The organism is Pseudomonas yamanorum (genome assembly GCF_900105735.1).
Classification (GTDB): Bacteria; Pseudomonadota; Gammaproteobacteria; order Pseudomonadales; family Pseudomonadaceae; genus Aquipseudomonas; species Aquipseudomonas yamanorum.
The window spans coordinates 6678567-6696488 of sequence record NZ_LT629793.1 but is presented as its reverse complement, the minus strand read 5'-3'; the positions used below and the strand labels follow the sequence as shown (position 1 = coordinate 6696488).

20 protein-coding genes and 1 pseudogene are annotated in these 17922 nt (G+C 62.4%); 14 read left to right on the top strand and 7 right to left on the bottom strand.

Going from position 1 to position 17922, the window contains the following annotated elements; genetic code table 11:
* Positions 1-4 precede the first annotated feature (4 nt).
* Positions 5-394 carry a hypothetical protein gene (locus tag BLU46_RS31160; RefSeq protein WP_093209579.1) on the top strand — a complete coding sequence of 130 codons (390 nt, stop codon included), beginning with the start codon at positions 5-7 and terminating at the stop codon, positions 392-394.
* Here BLU46_RS31160 and BLU46_RS31155 read toward each other — a convergent pair whose 3' ends face one another.
* Together BLU46_RS31155 and BLU46_RS31150 are read right to left on the bottom strand one after the other, a co-directional pair.
* The gene (locus BLU46_RS31155; RefSeq protein WP_063029775.1) at positions 395-769 is read right to left on the bottom strand and encodes a tautomerase family protein; all 375 of its coding nucleotides are present in this window, start codon (positions 767-769) and stop codon (positions 395-397) included.
* A gap of 38 nt (positions 770-807) precedes the next feature.
* A pseudogene (locus BLU46_RS31150) lies at positions 808-915 on the bottom strand (carboxymuconolactone decarboxylase family protein); the annotation flags it as partial.
* A gap of 107 nt (positions 916-1022) precedes the next feature.
* On the opposite strand from BLU46_RS31150, the gene BLU46_RS31145 reads away from it, so the two are divergent.
* A complete protein-coding gene (locus BLU46_RS31145) occupies positions 1023-1880 on the top strand; it encodes a LysR substrate-binding domain-containing protein (protein ID WP_093209577.1) in 858 nt (285 codons plus the stop codon).
* On the opposite strand, the gene BLU46_RS31140 is transcribed toward BLU46_RS31145, so the two are convergent.
* Positions 1877-2482, bottom strand: a complete 606-nt coding sequence (locus tag BLU46_RS31140) for an NAD(P)H-dependent oxidoreductase (RefSeq protein ID WP_093209575.1) — start codon at positions 2480-2482, stop codon at positions 1877-1879. The two genes, BLU46_RS31145 and BLU46_RS31140, sit on opposite strands and share 4 nt — an antisense overlap.
* Before the next feature lie 90 nt (positions 2483-2572).
* Here BLU46_RS31140 and BLU46_RS31135 point away from each other — a divergent pair, with 90 nt between their 5' ends.
* Positions 2573-3175, top strand: coding sequence for a TetR/AcrR family transcriptional regulator (locus BLU46_RS31135; RefSeq protein ID WP_063029769.1), 603 nt, complete (start codon positions 2573-2575; stop codon positions 3173-3175).
* On the opposite strand, the gene BLU46_RS31130 is transcribed toward BLU46_RS31135, so the two are convergent.
* Both BLU46_RS31130 and BLU46_RS31125 read right to left on the bottom strand, forming a co-directional pair.
* Complete coding sequence (locus BLU46_RS31130) at positions 3172-3846, bottom strand: GNAT family N-acetyltransferase (RefSeq protein WP_093209572.1); 675 nt, start codon at positions 3844-3846, stop codon at positions 3172-3174. The genes BLU46_RS31135 and BLU46_RS31130 overlap by 4 nt on opposite strands.
* A 112-nt stretch (positions 3847-3958) precedes the next feature.
* Positions 3959-4849, bottom strand: coding sequence for a LysR family transcriptional regulator (locus BLU46_RS31125; protein ID WP_093209569.1), 891 nt, complete (start codon positions 4847-4849; stop codon positions 3959-3961).
* 111 nt (positions 4850-4960) lie between these two features.
* On the opposite strand from BLU46_RS31125, the gene BLU46_RS31120 reads away from it, so the two are divergent.
* From BLU46_RS31120 to BLU46_RS31090, 7 genes are all read left to right on the top strand, one after another.
* Positions 4961-6187, top strand: a complete 1227-nt coding sequence (locus BLU46_RS31120) for an MFS transporter (RefSeq protein WP_093209567.1) — start codon at positions 4961-4963, stop codon at positions 6185-6187.
* A 46-nt stretch (positions 6188-6233) separates the two neighbouring features.
* Entirely contained in the window at positions 6234-6944 is a 711-nt protein-coding gene (locus BLU46_RS31115; protein WP_063029761.1) for a FadR/GntR family transcriptional regulator, read from the top strand.
* A 107-nt stretch (positions 6945-7051) separates the two neighbouring features.
* The gene (gene lhgO / locus BLU46_RS31110; RefSeq protein ID WP_093209564.1) at positions 7052-8245 is read left to right on the top strand and encodes an L-2-hydroxyglutarate oxidase; all 1194 of its coding nucleotides are present in this window, start codon (positions 7052-7054) and stop codon (positions 8243-8245) included.
* Positions 8246-8302: 57 nt separating this feature from the next.
* A complete protein-coding gene (locus BLU46_RS31105) occupies positions 8303-9628 on the top strand; it encodes an MFS transporter (protein ID WP_063029757.1) in 1326 nt (441 codons plus the stop codon).
* 81 nt (positions 9629-9709) lie between these two features.
* On the top strand, positions 9710-10564 hold the full coding sequence (locus BLU46_RS31100; RefSeq protein WP_063029755.1) for a CAP domain-containing protein: 855 nt from the start codon (positions 9710-9712) through the stop codon (positions 10562-10564).
* A gap of 140 nt (positions 10565-10704) precedes the next feature.
* Complete coding sequence (locus tag BLU46_RS31095) at positions 10705-11124, top strand: organic hydroperoxide resistance protein (RefSeq protein ID WP_093209561.1); 420 nt, start codon at positions 10705-10707, stop codon at positions 11122-11124.
* A gap of 140 nt (positions 11125-11264) precedes the next feature.
* Complete coding sequence (locus BLU46_RS31090; RefSeq protein ID WP_063029750.1) at positions 11265-12941, top strand: ATP-binding protein; 1677 nt, start codon at positions 11265-11267, stop codon at positions 12939-12941.
* A gap of 3 nt (positions 12942-12944) precedes the next feature.
* Here BLU46_RS31090 and BLU46_RS31085 read toward each other — a convergent pair whose 3' ends face one another.
* Positions 12945-14072, bottom strand: a complete 1128-nt coding sequence (locus BLU46_RS31085; protein ID WP_063029748.1) for a GGDEF domain-containing protein — start codon at positions 14070-14072, stop codon at positions 12945-12947.
* Between the two features lie 150 nt (positions 14073-14222).
* On the opposite strand from BLU46_RS31085, the gene BLU46_RS31080 reads away from it, so the two are divergent.
* Positions 14223-14750, top strand: a complete 528-nt coding sequence (locus BLU46_RS31080; protein WP_063029746.1) for a GNAT family N-acetyltransferase — start codon at positions 14223-14225, stop codon at positions 14748-14750.
* Here BLU46_RS31080 and BLU46_RS31075 read toward each other — a convergent pair.
* Positions 14747-15133, bottom strand: a complete 387-nt coding sequence (locus BLU46_RS31075; protein ID WP_063029744.1) for a MerR family transcriptional regulator — start codon at positions 15131-15133, stop codon at positions 14747-14749. The genes BLU46_RS31080 and BLU46_RS31075 overlap by 4 nt on opposite strands.
* A gap of 90 nt (positions 15134-15223) precedes the next feature.
* Here BLU46_RS31075 and BLU46_RS31070 point away from each other — a divergent pair, with 90 nt between their 5' ends.
* The 3 genes from BLU46_RS31070 to BLU46_RS31060 all read left to right on the top strand — a co-directional run bounded on the left by BLU46_RS31070 (position 15224) and on the right by BLU46_RS31060 (position 17839).
* A complete protein-coding gene (locus BLU46_RS31070; protein WP_093209558.1) occupies positions 15224-16141 on the top strand; it encodes an alpha/beta fold hydrolase in 918 nt (305 codons plus the stop codon).
* Positions 16142-16277: 136 nt separating this feature from the next.
* Positions 16278-17330 carry an alpha/beta fold hydrolase gene (locus BLU46_RS31065; protein WP_093209555.1) on the top strand — a complete coding sequence of 351 codons (1053 nt, stop codon included), beginning with the start codon at positions 16278-16280 and terminating at the stop codon, positions 17328-17330.
* A complete protein-coding gene (locus BLU46_RS31060) occupies positions 17330-17839 on the top strand; it encodes a cytochrome P460 family protein (RefSeq protein WP_063029738.1) in 510 nt (169 codons plus the stop codon). Before BLU46_RS31065 ends, BLU46_RS31060 begins: the two co-directional genes overlap by 1 nt.
* The last annotated feature ends 83 nt before the right edge of the window (positions 17840-17922 follow it).

Here is a 17922-nt window from a genome sequence, read left to right as displayed (position 1 = left end):
CTGCATGACGATTCGCCAACCCTGCCCACCCGGCGTCTGCGACTGCAATCGTGAGCAACTGCTCGACGTTCCCGGCGCCGATCCGCGCATCCTGCACCTGACGCGCCAGGAAGAAAAACGCCTGCTCGAACGCCTCGAAAACCTGCAAAGCCTGCCCGACCTGGAGCGCATGCAACAGCTGATGCACCAGCAACTGGGGATTCGCGTGCATGTCGCGCCGGGCCATACGGAAGTGAAGACGATGCGCGGGATTCAGATCGTTATCGATGACTTGCCGGGGTTGTGTCGCAAGACCCGGCAGTCGATTCCGGCAGCGATTCGCAAGGGCATGGAGAAACGGCCGGAGATTGCGTATCGGTTGCTGGATGCTCATGACTTGTTTCGCGAAAGTTGATCAGTTCCCTCTGCCACCTGCAAACGACCACTCATCCGCCGCCGTCGTCGTAATCACCACCATCACATCCTCGGGGCTCAGCCCAATCGCAGCCTCCAGCCGCTCTACCAATACTTGGTAAAACCGCCGTTTTGTCTCGGTATCACGAGGTTTACCGCCCGTGATCGCGATGAGTACATAGTCGTGGCTGCGGGGGCCGCCCAGGTAGTTGGGGTCGATGATCATCTCGCCAATTTCGTGCTGGTGGATCACGTGGAAGCGATCCGCGTCAGGAATCTTGAAGCTTTCAACCAGGGCGTCATGCAATCCCTTTGAAAGCGCTTGCAGATACTCAGGGGATTTCCCACGGTGCAGTGAGATTCGGGCGTAAGGCATGGTGGTTACTCCGCAGGAGGGATGGCTGCCAACAGGTTCAGCGCCGCCACGGTGATCAGGCTGCGCTCCCTGGGCGACAGGCCCTCGCGCTCCCAGATATCGGCAAACAGCACGTCGCGGGTCAGCTCGGTAAATTTGTTGCTCATGGGCTCTCGCTCCGACAATTCAGTTGACGGGCAAAAACTAGCAAGCCAGGATCATTCCGAATATCAGATTTAATGGCACCCACCATCCCGTTTTAATGGACCATTCAATGCGCCGCCCCACCTTCGACCTTGATGTACTGCGCACCTTCGTCACGGGCGTGGAGCTGAACAGCTTTGCCAAAGCGGCGGACCGCCTGGGCCGTTCGACCTCAGCCGTCAGCGCGCAATTAAAGAAACTCGAAGAACAGGTCGGCACGCCGGTGCTGAGCAAATCCGGGCGCGGGCTGGTGCTGACGCCGGTGGGTGAAGCGCTGCTCGGCCACGCCAGGCGGTTGCTGGACCTCAATGACACTGTTTTTAGCAGCCTTAACGAAACCCAAACCGCCGGCACTTTGCGCCTCGGCTTGCAGGAGGATTTTGGCGAGCACGTGCTCAGTGACATCCTTCGACGCTTCGCCAGGTTGTATCCGATGATCAGTCTTGAAGTGCGGATAGGCCGCAATGCCGAGCTGCTGACCCTGATCGACAGCGCGAGCCTGGACCTGGCGCTGACCTGGGAAATCGGTCAGACATCGTCCTGCCGCACCCGCCTGGGGCAGACACCCATGCACTGGATCGGGCCCCGGGACAACCCCCTACTACCGCGCGCCGAAGATGCGCCGCTGCCGCTGGTGATGTTCGAGGCGCCCTGCGTATTGCGCAGCGCGGCCACTGAAGCCCTGGACCGCGCCGGCATTGCCTGGCGCATTGCCTTGACCAGCCCCAGCGTGGGCGGGATCTGGGCGGCGGTCGATGCCGGGCTGGGCGTGACCTTGCGCACCCGCATCGGTTTGCCTGCGCACCTGCGGGTGCTCGACGGCCTGCCGCCGGTGCCGTCCCTTGGCTATGAATTGCATTGCAGCCATCCAGCGCCAGGCGCTGCGGTAGCACAGCTGGCAGCGCTCATACAGAGCAGCCTGGTTTAGGCGGTTTCGCAAGGTTCAAGGGTCACGAACAGTTGTCGCCCCAACTTCGCCACCGTTTCCAGGTGCTGTTCGGCAGCGCCACTTTCCGAGTCCAGTAGCAGCTCGGATGTCAGCACTTTCGCACCGCAGTAATCAAAGATCCCGTGGTCGATTTGCGTACGCATGGCGTTGGCATAGCCGTGGCGTTCAAACACACCTTCGTCCGCCCCGCCGACGCCCAGCAAGTGAACCTGCAAGTGGCCGAGCTTTTTCACCACCTTCGTCTCAAGGCTGTAGTCGATCGCCCAACCGTTGACGAATACCCGGTCGATCCAGCCCTTGAGCAAGGCCGGCATCGACCACCAGAATATCGGGAACACCAGCACCAAGGCGTCGGCGCGGTCCAGACGGGCCTGTTCGGCCAGTACGTCGGCCGGCGGCGTGGCGCGGGTGCGATGCACTTTATGGTCGGCGGCGTTGTAACGCGGGTCGAAACCTTCAGCGGCGAGGTCGGCGATTTCAAAGGTGTGGCCGGCGGCGGTTATGCCGGCGGCGGTCTGTTTGGCGAGGCTGTGGTTCAGGGAGTGTGAGTCATGATGAGCAACAACGATCAGCGCGTGCATAGCGGTGACTCCTTCGGGGTGGCGATGAGAAGGCAAATTGAGTAGGCTTGAGCTAAGTTACCGCTGGTAAGTTACTTTTGGTATATAAGCATGTCAAGCGATCAATCCCCTGCCCCTCGCCGTCGCCTGTCCCGGGATGACCGGTTGCGCCAGTTGCTCGACGTGGCCTGGCAACTGGTGCGAGAAGAAGGCACCGATGCCCTGACCCTGGGGCACCTGGCTGAGTTGGCCGGTGTTACAAAGCCGGTGGTGTATGGCCATTTTGGCGATCGCGCGGGGCTGTTGGCCGCGCTGTATGAAGATTTCGACGCCCGTCAGAACCAAGTGTTTGCCGCCGCGATCGAAGCCAGCGAACCCACCCTGGACGACCGCGCGTGGGTCATCGCCTCGTGCTATGTCGACTGTGTGTTGCTGCAGGGACGTGAAATTCCGGGCGTGATTTCCGCCTTGGCTGGCAGTCCGGAACTGGAGAGCATCAAGCGTGAGTACGACGTGATATTCCTCGGCAAGTGCCGCGATGCCCTCGCCCCTTTTGCCATGGACGGTGTGATAACCCAGGCCGGTTTGAGGGGGATGCTGGGTGCAGCGGAAGCCTTGTCCCATGCCGCAGCGAGCGGGGAAATCAGCGCGCTGGAGGCACAGGAGGAGCTGTTTGCAAGCATCAAGTCGATGGTGAGTCGAGGAGCGCGTTAGCCCAGCCTTGCGTGCACAAACATCCGGGCCTTGTGGGTCATTTGGTCGAAGTGACGATCACGTTGTTTTTCCGCATCGATCATCGCCCGCTTACCGTGTTTTTGCAGGAGATAAGTGTGGATCTGTCGCACCTCCAGCGAGCTGTAGATCGACGCCACATCCAGCAAACCCATCAGACCGTCAGTGCTGTAGTCGCGGGTGTTCATCAGCACCTGGGTACCGCGCACGCCGCGCAGTTGAAAGCCCATGGACTCGAACGCCGGTACCTTCTCTACCGCGCAGGTCAGTTCGGCATGGGGGTAGCGGGCCAGCATGTCCTGCATCATCGCCCGCGCCACGCCTTTGCGCCGATGGCTGGCGTGCACCGCCATGTACGCCACGCCGCACGCCTCGGGATCGTCTTTCACCGGCAGGTACAGCAGGAAGCCGATCACCTGCTCCTGCGCGTCCAGTGCGACGATCAATTCAACCGCAATGCCTTTGGAGCCGCCCAGCGCTTCGAGGTACAGGTGCACTTCGTAGCCGATCGCGTACTGGTAGACGTTGTACAGCAGGTTGCTCGGCGGGATGGCGACCATGCTGATGTCCGTCAGGTTGTCGACCACCATCTGCAGGATCTGCGCGTTGATCGGCTCGGCGCATGGGGTTTCATAATGGGTAAGGCTGAACATTCGAATTCCTGGTGTTTCATTTTAAGGCCCGGCGGATTGTACCTGCTGAAGGGCCGCCGTGGACCCGGAAACACCCATTGTGGCGCTTTCCAAAGGGGTGTCCAGGCTCGGCTCATTGCGCACACACTTCCCGCAGGCAACCGCGCAGCCAGCGATGGGCCAGGTCGGCGTCCAGGCGCGGGTGCCAGAGCATCGACACGGTGAAGTCCGGGAAGGCAAACGGTAGCGCAAAGCGATGGAGGTCGCTGTGCAGGTTGGCGGTATGGCGCTCCGGCACGCTGGCGATCAGGTCGGTGCTGCGGGCTAACGCCAGGGCGGTGGAGAAGCCGGCGACGATGGTTACCACGTCCCGGGTCAGCCCCAGCGCTTCAAGGGTTTGATGGATCTGGCCCTGATCACGACCGCGCCGGGACACGTAGATGTGCTGGCCCTCGGCGAAGCGTTGCGGTGTGACGATGCCTTCGCTCAGCGGGTGCCCTTTGCGCACCACGCCGATAAACCGGTCGCGAAACAGCGCCTGGGTCAGCACCTCGGGGCTGGCGCTGCTGTCGACCACGCCGGTTTCCAAGTCGACGCTGCCGTCGCGCAGCGGCGTACTGCCTTTGTCCGGCTTCTGCACGAAGCGCAACCTCACGCCCGGCGCCTCCCGGGCGATCCGCGTCAACAGCGCCGGGCCGAAGTTTTCAACAAATCCGTCGCTGGTGCGCAAGGTGAAGGTGCGTACCAGTTGACTTAGGTCCAGCGTCGCCGCCGGTCGCAAGACTGCTTCGGCGTCCTGCACCAACTGACTGACCTGTTCGCGCAACGCCAACGCCCGCGGCGTGGGTACCAGGCCGCGTCCAGCACGCACCAGTAACGGATCGCCCGTGGTTTCCCGCAGTCGCGCCAACGCCCGACTCATCGCCGACGGGCTCAGGCGCAAGCGTTGAGCGGCACGGGCGACGCTGCCTTCGGCGAGCAACACATCCAGGGTGACCAGCAGATTGAAATCAGGTGTCGACACGGCAGACCTCACAGGGCGTTTGGCGCACGTATAAAGTGCAAATGCTGCGCCTTCCGCCATGTTAGGTGACGGCGTAGATTTCCGACAGCGGTCAAATCCAGGAGCCTCTTGATGAAATCACCTGCACCCCGTGGCGCCCTCGCCGCCCTGTCGCTGTCCATGTTGCTGGCGTCTTTGGGCACCAGCATCGCCAACGTTGGCCTGCCAAGCCTGGTACAAGCGTTTGACGCATCCTTTCAGGCGGCGCAGTGGGTGGTGCTCGCATACTTGCTGGCGATCACCGCCGTGATCGTCAGCGTCGGGCGACTGGGCGACCTGATGGGCCGCAGCCGCTTGCTACTGGCGGGGTTACTGCTCTTCACCGTGGCCTCGGCCTTGTGCGGCATGGCCCCGTCCCTCGGGCTGTTGATTGCCGCCCGCGCCCTGCAAGGCCTGGGCGCGGCGATCATGATGGCGATGACCATGGCGCTGGTGGGTGAGACCGTCGCCCAGGAGCGTACCGGCCGTGCCATGGGTTTGCTGGGCACGATGTCGGCCATGGGCACCGCGCTGGGGCCAAGCCTTGGCGGGATGTTGATCGCCGGGTTTGGCTGGCGCGCGCTGTTCTTCATCACCGTGCCGCTGGGGTTGCTGACCTTTGCCCTCGCCCGGCGTTATCTGCGCGTCGACCGCCGCGAGCGACAGCCTGCTCAATCCAGGTTCAGTTTCCTGTCGACGCTACGGGATTCGACCCTGAGCGCCGGCCTGGCCATGAGCGCGCTGGTATCGGCGGTGATGATGGCGACACTCGTCGTCGGGCCGTTCTACCTGACCCACGGTGCGGGTCTCGACCCCGCCTGGATGGGCCTGACCATGGCAGTCGGGCCCTGCGTTTCCGCATTGATGGGCGTACCTGCGGGGCGTTTGACCGACCGTTTCGGCAGCGGGCCGATGACGATTGTCGGGCTACTGGCGATGCTGACCGGCTGCCTGTTGCTCGCACTGACGCCACCGAACCTCGGCATTGCCGGGTACATCGGCCCGCTGATTATCCTCACCCTCGGCTACGCCCAGTTTCAGGCCGCCAACAACACCGCAGTGATGAGCGACGTAAAGGCGGACCGCCGTGGCGTGGTCGCTGGCTTGCTCAACCTGTCGCGCAATCTGGGACTGATCGCCGGCGCTTCGGCCTTGGGCGCGGTGTTTGCGCGGGTTTCAGGTAACCTCGCCACGGCCACTCCCGTCGACGTGGGAAGTGGGATGCGAGCCACGTTCGGCGTGGCATTGGCACTGATTGGTGTAGGCCTTTTCCTGGCCCTACGCGCCCGGTTCCGCGTGACGCCTGTCTTGACAAGGTAAAATCGTAACGACTATTGTCTGACAACCTGATTACCAAGGTTTTGCCATGCTTGAGCTCCAGCGCCCTGATTCGCTCGTTATGCGCGTTGTCAGCGCCATTCGTGCAGAAATCGACTCCGGCCAACTGGCGCCCGAAGCGCGCCTGCCCACCGAACAGCAATTGGCTGAACAGCTCAATGTCAGCCGCTCGGTGGTGCGCGAAGCGATTGCCCAGCTCAAGGCTGATGGCGTACTGACTGCGCGGCGTGGCCTGGGCTCATTTATTTCCCAGACCCCGGCCGGCACCGTGTTCCGCTTTCCGGAAAAAAACGGCCGCCGCCCGGACCTCGCGCAAATGTTCGAAGTACGCCTGTGGATCGAAACCCAGGCCGCCTCGATTGCCGCCCAGCGCCGTGATGCCGCTGACCTGCACCGCATGAAAACCGCCCTGCAGGAAATGCACGACAAACGCGCCGACTTTGAAGCCGCCGCCCTGGCCGATGTGGAATTTCATCGCGCCATCGCCGAGGCCAGCAAGAACGACTATTTCGTAGCCTTCCATGACTTCCTCCGAAGCCAACTGGCCAGTGCGCGCAAGACCGCCTGGGAAAACTCTGCCACCCGCTTTGTCAGCGGTTCGGCCGACGCCACCCAGGAACACACCGCGCTGTACCAGGCCATCGTCGACGGCGACGCCCAAGGCGCCGCAGCCTGTGCCGAGGCCCACTTGCGCGCGGCAGCACGGCGTTTGCACCTGGAATTGCCCGCCATCAATTAAACGATCCAAACCCTTTTGAAGCGTGCCTTCGGGCACGCCGTTTTTTTAACAAAACCATTAGTCTGACAACCTGATAAGCAGACTGAAATGCGTAGGTACCTAAAACAATGATTTATGACTTTTGCATCATCGGCGGCGGCATCGTCGGCCTGGCCACCGCGATGGAGTTGCTCAAGCGCCAGCCCAACGCTTCCCTGGTGATCCTGGAAAAGGAAACCCTCCTGGCCAAGCACCAGACCGGCCACAACAGCGGCGTGATCCATGCCGGCATCTACTACGCGCCGGGCAGCCTCAAGGCCGACTTGTGCAAACGGGGCGCCGAAGCCACCAAGCAGTTCTGCACCGAGCACGGGATCAAGTTCGAGGTGTGCGGCAAGTTGCTGGTGGCCTCGACCCCGCTGGAAGTGCAGCGAATGGAAGCCCTGTACGCCCGCTCGCAGCTCAACGGCATGAAGGTCGAACGCCTGGACGCCGACCAGTTGCGCCAGCGCGAACCAAACATCGTCGGGCTGGGCGGGTTGTTTCTCGACGCCACCGGCATCGTCGATTACCGCGAAGTCTGCGAAACCATGGCCCGGGTGATTCGCCGCGCCGGCGGGGAAATCTGCCTGGAGCGCACCGTGACCTCCATCGTCGAAGACACCGACAAAGTCACCGTCAGCACCCGAGGTGAAAGCTGGCAGGCCAAGCACCTGGTGGTGTGTGCAGGTTTGCAATCGGACCGTCTGGCGGTAATGGCCGGGGTCAAGATCGACCACCAGATCATCCCGTTTCGCGGCGAATACTTCCGCCTGCCGGAATCGAAGAACAACATCGTCAACCACCTGATCTATCCGATTCCAGACCCGGAGCTGCCCTTCCTCGGCGTGCACCTGACCCGCATGATCGACGGCAGCGTCACGGTCGGCCCGAATGCGGTACTGGGCCTTGGCCGCGAGAACTACCGCAAGTTCTCAATCAACTGGCGCGATGTGGCGCAGTACGCGAGCTTCCCCGGCTTCTGGAAAACCCTCTGGCAGAACCTCGGTTCAGGCAGCGTCGAGATGAAGAACTCGCTGTTCAAGTCCGGCTACCTGGAGCAATGCCGCAAGTACTGTCCGTCGCTGAACATCGAAGACCTGTTGCCCTACGAAGCCGGCATCCGCGCCCAGGCCGTGATGCGCGACGGCACCCTGGTGCACGACTTTCTGTTCGCCCAGACCCCGCGAATGCTCCACGTGTGCAATGCGCCCTCACCCGCTGCCACCTCCGCAATCCCCATCGGCGCGATGATCGCCGACCGCATGTTCAAGCCCGACTGACACCCGCGACACGCCTCACTTTGACAATAAATATAATGACTCATAAGGAAGTACAGAATGACGGCAACAGCCCGCACCCCGGACGTTGAAACCCCCGAGCAAACCAAGAAACGCCTGCGCAAAGTCGCGGCCGCGACGATCTTCGGCTCGATGCTGGAGTGGTATGACTTTTACCTGTACGCCACCATGGCGGCGATTGTGTTCTCGAAGATCTTCTTCGATAACAGCGACCCGAAGGCCGCCACGCTGATGGCGTTTTCTACCTTTGCCATCGGCTTTATCGCCCGCCCGTTCGGCGGCATTCTGTTTGGCTACCTGGGCGACAAGTTCGGGCGTAAACAAGTGCTGGTGCTGACGTTCTGCATGATGGGCGTGTGCACCACGCTGATCGGCCTGATCCCCAGCTACGCCTCCATCGGCATCTGGGCGCCGATCGTGCTGGTGTTTATCCGCATCATCCAGGGCCTGGGCGCCGGTGCCGAATTGTCCGGCGCGGCGGTCACTTCCTATGAGCACGCCTCGGAAGGCAAGCGCGGCAGCCAGGGTGCGTGGCCGGCGCTGGGCTTGAACCTGGGTTTGCTGCTGTCGTCGCTGACCGTGTACCTGCTGACCATCAACGGCAACGAATTCCTGCTGGCCGGCGGCTGGCGGATTCCGTTCATTTGCAGCATCGCGCTGGTGGGTGTGGGCCTGTGGGTGCGCAACAGCATCCCGGAAACCCCGGAGTTCAAAGAACTGAGCAAGGAAACCGCGAAGGCCAAGGCCTCGCCGCTCAAGGCGCTGTTCAAGAATGACCTCAAGGGTTTGGCCGTGGTGTTCTTCGTGGCGATTGGCTACAACGCCCTGAGCTACATCTTCAAGACCTTTTCCCTGGCGTACCTGACCCAGTTCAAGGGCGTAGATGTGCACGTGACGTCGCTGTCGGTGACCATCGCCAGCCTGATCGCCATCGTCGCCGTGCCGTGCTTCGGCTGGTTGTGCGACAAGTGGAGCAGCAAGACCGTGCTGATGCTCGGCGGCCTGCTGTCGCTGCTGTTTGCCTACCCGTTCCTGGCGCTGCTCAATACCGGTGAGAGCCTGATGATCTACATCGCCATCGGCGTGGGCACCGGCATCCTCGCCCCGATGATGTTCGCGCCCCAGGGTTCGTTCCTGAGCCGGCAGTTCCCGACCCAGACCCGCTCTTCAGGCTTTGGCACCGGGCGTGAAATCGGCACCGCGATCGCAGGTGGCCTCGCGCCATTAGGCGCCTTGTCGATGGTTGCGGCGTCGGCCACCCACTCCACTGATGGCGTTGTGATAATCCTCGCCATCTCATCGCTGCTGGTGGTGGTGTTCGCCCTGTGCGATCAGGGCCGTAAACACTCGGCATTCAAGAACTGAGGCAAAAAGTTCGGACCAACGGGTGCATGGATGCCCCTTCATCGCGCATCATGGGCACTTTCAAGCTCAAGGGAAACGTCCATGCGCGTTCTGTCATTGATGATGGGTCTTACGACGCTGGCCGCCAGTCTGGTGTTTAGCGCCCAGGCGCAGGCGGGTGAAGAAAGCCTGTTGGTCGACTCGATCAATCAATACCGCAGCCAGGTTCAGCGCTGCGGCACTCAGGGTTCCCAGGAATTGCCTCCGCTGGCCAGCGACACGCGTCTGGTGCTGCCGGTCAACAGCGTCGGCGATCTGCAGCAGGCGTTGGCGCGGGCGGCGTACCCGATGGTCAACGTCCAGGCCATCAGCCTGTCGGGGCCCAAGAACGCCGAAGCCGCGATGAAAGCCGTGCGTGAAAGTTTTTGCCGGGTGGTGCTCGACCCGCAATTCATTGATATCGGCGTGAGCAACAGCGGCCAGGACTGGCGCATCGTGCTGGCCCGTCCGCTGTTGACCAGTGGCCTGGGCGAGACCCAGACCGAAGGCAGGAAGGTCCTCGACCTCATCAACGCCGCCCGCCAGCTACCCCACCAGTGTGGCGGCCAGGCCTTTGCCGCCACCACACCCCTGAGCTGGAACGAAGAACTGGCCACCGCCGCCGCCGGCCACGCCCGCAACATGGCCAATGGCAACTTCTTCGATCACCTCGACCACGACGGCCGCACGCCGGGGGACCGGGCTGAACTGGCGGGCTACATCGGCCAGCAGATCGGCGAGAACATCGCCGCCGGCATGGACACCCCGCGCAAAGTGGTCGACGGCTGGCTCGCCAGCCCCGGGCATTGCGCCAACCTGATGAACCCGCAGTTCCGCGAGATGGGCGCCGCCTACGCCATGGACCCGAAAAGTGATGCCGGCATCTACTGGACGGGCTTGTTTGGCGTGCAGCAGTAGCGGTTTGTATCCCAACGTATCTTCGCGCCGAGGCGACACACTGCGAGACGCGGCGCCACTGGCGATGACACATTGCGGATACGCCAGCGCGGTTTCCTGTGCACACCGGCCCGCCCCGGGCCACTCACAAGGAAACCGTCATGTCCCAGAACAGCACCGTGCTCTACACCGGCAAAACCCACACCACTGGCGGCCGTGAAGGCGCGTCCCACAGCGATGACCTGCAACTGGACATCAAGCTGTCGCCGCCCGGTTCCAAGGCAGCTGGCACCAACCCCGAGCAACTGTTTGGTGCCGGCTGGTCCGCCTGCTTCATCGGCGCAATGGGCAAAGCTGCACAAACCCTGCAAATCCGCCTGCCGGCCGACACTGCGGTGAGCGCCGAAGTGGACCTGGTGAACAGCCCGGAAAACGGCTATTACCTGCAAGCCCGCCTGCGGGTCAGCTTGCCGGGTATTGAACATTCGACCGCCCAGGCACTGGTAGACCTTGCCCACCAGACGTGCCCGTACTCCAAGGCCACTCGCGGCAATATCGAGGTTGCGATCAGCGTGGTCTGAAGGCGGTTTGGCGGGTCATTGTCCAGCGCAGGCATTAAAGTGCCATCTAGTGGATAATCCCGCTGAACTGGCTGGGTCCAGGGGTGTCTGTTGCTTGGCATCCCTGCTCAGCAAACCGTGGCAAAGAAGGCGTTCACCGAATGACAAACTGGCTGCAAGGCGGCGGCGAAATGGCCGAACGGGTCCGGCATCACGATTGGGCCAATACCCCACTGGGGCCGCTGGACCAATGGCCAGACGTATTGAAGACCACCGTCGCGCTATGCCTTGCCTCCAGTTTTCCCCAGGCGATCGTCTGGGGGCCTTCGCTGATCACGCTGTACAACGATGGGTTTATCCCGATCCTTGGCGACAAACCCGATGCCCTCGGGCGGCCTTTCAGCCACATCTGGCAGGAAGCCTGGCCCCAAATCAGTCCGTTTGCCGACGCAGCCTTCGCCGGTAAAGCCACTTTTATCGAAAATTACCCGTTGACGATCGAACGGGGCGGCGCGCCGGAGCAGGCGTACTTCACCTTCTGCTACAGCCCGATCCGCGACGTGCAGGGCAAGGTGGTCGGCATGCTCGACACCGTCACCGAAACCACCGCCACCGTTGTCCTGTCGCGACGATTGACCGAGTTGAATGCGAGCCTGGAGCAGCGTGTCAACGAAAGAACTGCCCTGCTGACCCAGACCGAAGCCGCATTACGCCAATCGCAAAAGCTCGAAGCCATCGGCCAGTTGACCGGAGGCGTGGCCCATGACTTCAACAACCTGCTGACCATCATTCGTTCATCCGTCGATTTCCTGCGCCTGCCGAGCCTGTCTGAAGAACGTCGCCAGCGCTACATGAGCGCCGTCACCGACACCGTGGAACGGGCCGGGAAATTGACCAGCCAGTTGCTCGCGTTCGCCCGCCGCCAGCCGCTCAACCCGGAAGTGTTCGATGCGGCCCAGCGGGTCAAGAACATCGGCGAGATGCTCGAGACGGTCACTGGCGCACGGATTCAGGTGCGCGTCGAAATGCCGGGGCAGCCGTGCTACATCCGCGCCGACTCCAGCCAGTTTGAAACCGCACTGATCAATATCGCCCTCAACGCCCGGGACGCCATGAACGGCCAGGGCACCCTGACCCTGCGCCTGGATGCCGAGCAGACACTGCCGAGCATCCGCGGTGACGCCGGCTCACGTCAGGCGTTTATTGCGATCTCCCTCACTGACACCGGCAGCGGGATTCCCGGTGAGACGTTCGAGCGCATCTTCGAACCGTTTTTCACTACCAAGGAAGTCGGCAAGGGCACCGGCCTTGGGCTGTCCCAGGTGTTCGGCTTCGCCAAGCAGTCAGGCGGCAACGTCGATGTGGCCAGCGAGGTCGGCCAAGGCACGGTGTTTACCCTGTACCTGCCGCAAGTGGTGCCCGAAGAGGGCTTCGAGCGCTGCGTCCCCGAGCGGTGTGGCCTGATCGCGGACTGCGCCCAGCGCCATATTCTGGTGGTGGAAGACAACCTGGAAGTGGGCCGTTTTGCCAATCAGATCCTCCAGGACCTGGGCTACCAGACCACCTGGGCCACCAATGCCGAACAGGCCCTGGAGCTGGCCGGTACAGAGGTAAAGGGCTTCGATGCGGTGTTTTCCGATGTGGTGATGCCCGGCATCACCGGCGTGGCGCTGGCCAGGGAACTGCGGCGGCGCAGGCCTGGCTTGCCGGTGGTGCTGACCTCGGGCTACAGCGAGGAGCTGGCAGAAAGCGGCTACGAAGGCCTGGCCTTCCTGCCCAAGCCCTACTCCGCCGACCAGGTCTCACAGGTATTGGCCAAGGCATTGCTCAAAGGCTGAGCCCTATTCGGCCACGGCCACCTGGTTGCGCCCGAGGGCCTTGGCGCGGTACAGCGCCTTGTCTGCGGTGTTCATCAAGCCGTGCAGGTCCTGGTCCACCGCCCGAGCCCAGGCCACGCCGAGGCTCGCGGTCAACCCATGGACCGGCTCGCTGGCCAGCCCTGCGATGGCCTTGATCAACTGTTCGGCGATGTGCCGCCCGGTCTCCAGCGACGTATCCGGCAGCAGCACCGCAAACTCCTCGCCCCCCAGCCGTCCGTAGACATCGGCCTGGCGAAACGACGCGCTGATCACCCCGCCGATCTGCCGCAGCACCTGGTCCCCGGCCTGGTGGCCGTAGGTGTCATTGATGTTTTTGAAGTGATCCATGTCCATCATCAGCGCGCACAACGGCTGCTGGTTATGCCGGCACTGTTCGTAGAGCAACTGCGCATGCTCGAAGAACGCCCGGCGGTTCATCAGCCCGGTAAGCTCGTCGGTTTGTGCGGCGCGGGTGGAGATATTGTGGGCACGTTCCATTTGCCGAGTCAGGCGAAAGGCTTTCTCCAAAGCATCCGACAACTTGCGCGTGGCGCCGCCAACAAACGAAGAGAACACCAGCACCGCCAGCGCCATGCCGACTTGCATCGAGGACGGTTGAAACAGCAGCCACAGGGTGCATGGCAGCAGAACCAGGCCCATAGAGACCAGGGTCATGTAGCGATAGGCCGAATAACAAGAAACGGCGCTGACCGACATGCCCACAGTGAACAACATCACCAGGGCCTGGGAGAGTCGGTCGTCGGTGGGCATCAGCGCGAGTGCACCGATCCCCCAGACCCCGGCTGACAACATCAGCGTCACCCAGTAACGCCGTTCCCAGCGTGCGGGGGTGCGATCACTGTTGGGGCAGCGAAACCAGGCCATGAACATCGACACTCGCAGCAGCGACGTGCCCGCCAGCACCACCAGCCAGACCAGCATTACCGAGTGATCAAAACGTTCCCAGCACAGCCAGCAGAGCATTGCGGCGGCCATATAACTGCCGAACACCGCAGAAAATGATTGGCGAAACAGCTGGTGCAATCGATCTGTTCGTACCTGCTCCTCGATGAAGCAATCCTGGTCCTGCCCACGCCCAAGGCCATTCATTTGGTCCGCCTGATCTTACTGCCGCGACAAAGTGCCATTGTGGCATCCTGCCAGTAGCCCTAACAACTGAATCAAGCGTGCTAGAGCGCCGAAAGCAGGATAAATATAGGTGAACACCTTCTCTCTCGCTCCAAGGACCAGAGCCCATCCATGAATACTCGCCCGATAACCACCTCACGCCTGATTCTCAGGGCCCCGACGGTCGACGATGCGGCCAGTGTATTCGCCATTTATGGCGATCCCGAGACCAACCGCTACAACCCGGCGGGCCCCTTGACCGACCTGGGTCAAGCCGAGGCCGCCCTGGCTCGCTGGCTGAAGCACTGGGCAGAACATGGCTTCGGCCAATGGGCGATTGCGACCCGGGAGGCGCCGGAGTGTGTGATCGGTTTCGGCGGCATCACGTTGTACAAGTACAACGACGTTGAGCGAATCAACCTGGGCTACCGCTTCGCGGTCAGCGCCTGGGGCCAAGGCTACGCGACGGAGCTTGCCAGGGCAGCGTTGCAGTTTGGCTTTGTCGAACTGGACCAGCCGCAGGTGTACGGCGTGGTGCGTCCGGCCCATACAGCCTCGATCAAGGTGCTGGAGAAAATCGGTATGCGGCCCATCGATGAGCTGGACGATGTGCCCGGGCAGGCGCCGAGCCTGGTGTTCGTGGCCACGCGCGCGGATTAATCCAGCGGCGGAATGACCCCGTCAGCCAGGGTTTTAAGCAACCGTGCGCGCCGCAGCTCAAGGTCGGCAATCTGCCGCTCGATCGAGGCCAGTCGTTCCCGCTGGGCAGCGGACGTCTGCGAACACGCGGCAGCCCCTTCGATCATGCGCATGCAGTCAGGGAAACTGCGGATCTCGGCCAGGCTGAAGCCCGTCGCGATCATCCGCTGGATCTGCCGGACCTGCGCCACGGCCGCAGCGGGAAACGTGCGATAGCCATTACTGGCACGGCTGGACGTGAGCAAACCATGCTCATCGTAATGGCGGATCGAACGCACACTCGCGCCGCTCTGCCGCGCAAGTTCGCCGATGCTCAAGGCGCTGGAGGCTTGGGTATTTTTCATCGAAAAAACATAACACGATTTTCCCCCTTGACCCTCACACCAGTGTGAGGGCTGACGCTAGGGCACCGACCCTGAACCGGAGCACCGTTCATGCCCTTTCGTACCCTCACCCGTCGCCTGTGCGCACTGTTGCTGGCAGGCGTGCTGCTTGCCGTATCCGCGGCCGCCCTTGCCCAGACCAACACCTATACCGTTACCGCGCCGGACGGCGTCACCCTGACGGTCCAGGAATCAGGAAACCCCGACGGCCCCACCCTGCTCTTCATTCACGGCTTGCTGGGCAGTCACTTGAACTGGGAAGCGCAGGTAAACAGCCCGCAACTACAACGTTTTCGCATGATCACCTACGACCTGCGCGGCCATGGCCTTTCGAGCAAACCCACCGAAGACGCGGCCTACATCGAAGGCCGTCGCTGGGCGGATGATCTCAATGCGGTGATAACCGCCTCCCATGCCGACAAACCCTTACTGGTCGGCTGGTCGCTTGGCGGCGCAGTGATTTCCAACTACCTGTCCCGGTACGGCGATAGCCAGATTGCGGGCGCGGTGTATGTCGACGGCGTCATTGAGCTTAAGGCGGACCAAATCGTGGCGCATCCCGAGGTGTACCGCGACTTGAACTCGCCAAACCTGAAGACTCATCTGGACACCGTGCGCGAGTTCCTGGCCCTGTGTTTTCACACCCAACCCGACAGCCGCACATTCGAACGCCTGCTGGCCAACGCAGCCATGGCTTCCTGGGACATGCAGCGCGCCGTGCAATCCATGACGGTCGACGCCGCCAAAGGCCTGGGCGGCGCGAAAGTGCCGGTGTTGCTGCTGTATGGCGCCCGCGATGCCCTGGTCCAGGCGGGGCCGGCCATCGCCCGGGCGAAACAGCTCAATCCACAGGTGCACAGTAGGTTGTATGCAAACGCCGGCCATGCACCGTTCGCCGAAGAGCCCGACCGATTCAATCACGACCTGGCAGGTTTCTTCGACGCGCTCCAGGCCAACGCCAATCATTAACCTGCCTTGTATCGCAGTGTGTCCAAACCACTCTGCGATACAAAAGCTTTAACCCAAGGGTTTTCCCGAAACAGGCGGGATACACAACTGCGTTCAACTGTGAGCCAGGCACATCACCCGCCGCTGGAGACTCACCATGCACACACAGTTGAACACCCCGCCCGGTTTCAAACCCCGCCGCCTGATGGGCGCGTCGTTGCTGGCCTTTGCGCTGTTGCAGTTCGGTGCCGTCGGCGTAGCCAGTGCACAGGACACACAAGCACCTGCGGTTGCCAGCGCAAGTGCCCACACCGCGCTTGGCCCGTTGAAGCATGTAAAGGCCGGCTTGCTGGATGTGGCCTACGCCGAAGTCGGCCCGGCCGATGGACCGGTGGTGATCCTGCTGCATGGCTGGCCCTACGACATTGACAGCTACTCCGAAGTAGCGCCGCTGCTGGGCGCCCAGGGCTACCGGGTGTTGGTGCCTTACGCCCGCGGCTATGGCGACACACATTTCCTGTCGGCGAAGACCCTGCGCAACGGCCAGCCGGCCGCACTCGCGGTCGATCTGATCGACTTCATGGATGCACTGAAAGTCAAACACGCGGTGCTCGGCGGCTACGACTGGGGCGCACGCACCGCCGACATCGTCTCCGCGCTGTGGCCGGAGCGGGTCAAGGCGCTGGTGTCGGTCAGCGGCTACCTGATCGGCAACCAGGCTGCCGGCAAGAACCCGCTGCCGCCCAAGGCCGAGCTGCAATGGTGGTACCAGTTCTACTTCGCCACCGACCGCGGCGCCGCCGGCTATGCAAAAAACACCCACGACTTCGCCAAGCTGATCTGGCAGATCGCCTCGCCGAAATGGGCGTTTGACGACGCCACCTTCGACCGCAGCGCCAAAGGCCTGGACAACCCCGACCATGTCGCCGTGTCGATCTTCAACTACCGCTGGCGCCTCGGGCTGGTGCAGGGTGAAAAGAAATACGCAGCGCTGGAGCAAAAACTCGCCACTGCCCCGTCCATCGGCGTGCCCACCATCACCCTGGAAGGCGACGCCAACGGCGCACCGCATCCGGCAGCGGAAGACTACGCCAAGCACTTTACCGGCAAATACGAGTACCGGTTGATCAGCGGCGGCATCGGCCACAACCTGCCGCAGGAAGCACCGCAAGCTTTTGCCAAGGCTGTAATTGATGCGGATCACCTGTGATGAAGCGCCTGCACCTTGCTGCACTCGTCGCTGCAACCGCCGCCGTGGTGGCCACGGCGACCGGGTTCGCCTTTGGCGGCTCTACCACCAGCGAGCCATCGCCGATCTACGGCGTGACGATTCCCGACGGCTACCGCCAATGGGAACTCGTCGCGCCGGCCCAGGAAGCCGACCCGTTGAATGAACTGCGCGTGGTACTGGGCAACAAGGTCGCGCTCAAGGCCTACCGCGACGGTACGCTGCCCTTCCCCGACGGCACCGTGCTGGCCAAGCTGGCGTGGAAACATGTGCAGTCGCCCGAGTTCAAGACCGCGTCGATTCCCGGCGCGGCCACCACCGTGCAGTTCATGGTCAAGGATTCGAAGAAATACGCAGCGACGGGAGGCTGGGGTTTTGGGCGGTTCATCAATGGCAAACCGGTGGACCAGGCGCAGCATGAGACGTGCTTTGCCTGCCACCAGGCGCTGGTGAAGAACCATGATTATGTGTTCACCCGGCTGGCGCCTTAGCGCAATAGCCCTCTCCCACAACAAACGCCGCGGCAACCGGACATCCCGTAGCAGCTGTCGAGCCCGAGCGAGGCTGCGTCGGC

Bases quoted from the DNA above. Each gene is read 5' to 3' on its own strand.
- BLU46_RS31090 (WP_063029750.1), top strand. From the start codon at position 11,265: ATGACAAACTGGCTGCAAGGCGGCGGCGAAATGGCCGAACGGGTCCGG.
- BLU46_RS31095 (WP_093209561.1), top strand. From the start codon at position 10,705: ATGTCCCAGAACAGCACCGTGCTCTACACCGGCAAAACCCACACCACT.
- BLU46_RS31070 (WP_093209558.1), top strand. From the start codon at position 15,224: ATGCCCTTTCGTACCCTCACCCGTCGCCTGTGCGCACTGTTGCTGGCA.
- BLU46_RS31155 (WP_063029775.1), bottom strand. From the start codon at position 769: ATGCCTTACGCCCGAATCTCACTGCACCGTGGGAAATCCCCTGAGTAT.
- BLU46_RS31160 (WP_093209579.1), top strand. From the start codon at position 5: ATGACGATTCGCCAACCCTGCCCACCCGGCGTCTGCGACTGCAATCGT.
- BLU46_RS31115 (WP_063029761.1), top strand. From the start codon at position 6,234: ATGCTTGAGCTCCAGCGCCCTGATTCGCTCGTTATGCGCGTTGTCAGC.
- BLU46_RS31080 (WP_063029746.1), top strand. From the start codon at position 14,223: ATGAATACTCGCCCGATAACCACCTCACGCCTGATTCTCAGGGCCCCG.
- BLU46_RS31130 (WP_093209572.1), bottom strand. From the start codon at position 3,846: ATGTTCAGCCTTACCCATTATGAAACCCCATGCGCCGAGCCGATCAAC.
- BLU46_RS31135 (WP_063029769.1), top strand. From the start codon at position 2,573: ATGTCAAGCGATCAATCCCCTGCCCCTCGCCGTCGCCTGTCCCGGGAT.
- BLU46_RS31140 (WP_093209575.1), bottom strand. From the start codon at position 2,482: ATGCACGCGCTGATCGTTGTTGCTCATCATGACTCACACTCCCTGAAC.
- BLU46_RS31065 (WP_093209555.1), top strand. From the start codon at position 16,278: ATGCACACACAGTTGAACACCCCGCCCGGTTTCAAACCCCGCCGCCTG.
- BLU46_RS31075 (WP_063029744.1), bottom strand. From the start codon at position 15,133: ATGAAAAATACCCAAGCCTCCAGCGCCTTGAGCATCGGCGAACTTGCG.
- BLU46_RS31145 (WP_093209577.1), top strand. From the start codon at position 1,023: ATGCGCCGCCCCACCTTCGACCTTGATGTACTGCGCACCTTCGTCACG.
- BLU46_RS31060 (WP_063029738.1), top strand. From the start codon at position 17,330: ATGAAGCGCCTGCACCTTGCTGCACTCGTCGCTGCAACCGCCGCCGTG.
- BLU46_RS31120 (WP_093209567.1), top strand. From the start codon at position 4,961: ATGAAATCACCTGCACCCCGTGGCGCCCTCGCCGCCCTGTCGCTGTCC.
- BLU46_RS31100 (WP_063029755.1), top strand. From the start codon at position 9,710: ATGCGCGTTCTGTCATTGATGATGGGTCTTACGACGCTGGCCGCCAGT.
- BLU46_RS31105 (WP_063029757.1), top strand. From the start codon at position 8,303: ATGACGGCAACAGCCCGCACCCCGGACGTTGAAACCCCCGAGCAAACC.
- lhgO (WP_093209564.1), top strand. From the start codon at position 7,052: ATGATTTATGACTTTTGCATCATCGGCGGCGGCATCGTCGGCCTGGCC.
- BLU46_RS31085 (WP_063029748.1), bottom strand. From the start codon at position 14,072: ATGAATGGCCTTGGGCGTGGGCAGGACCAGGATTGCTTCATCGAGGAG.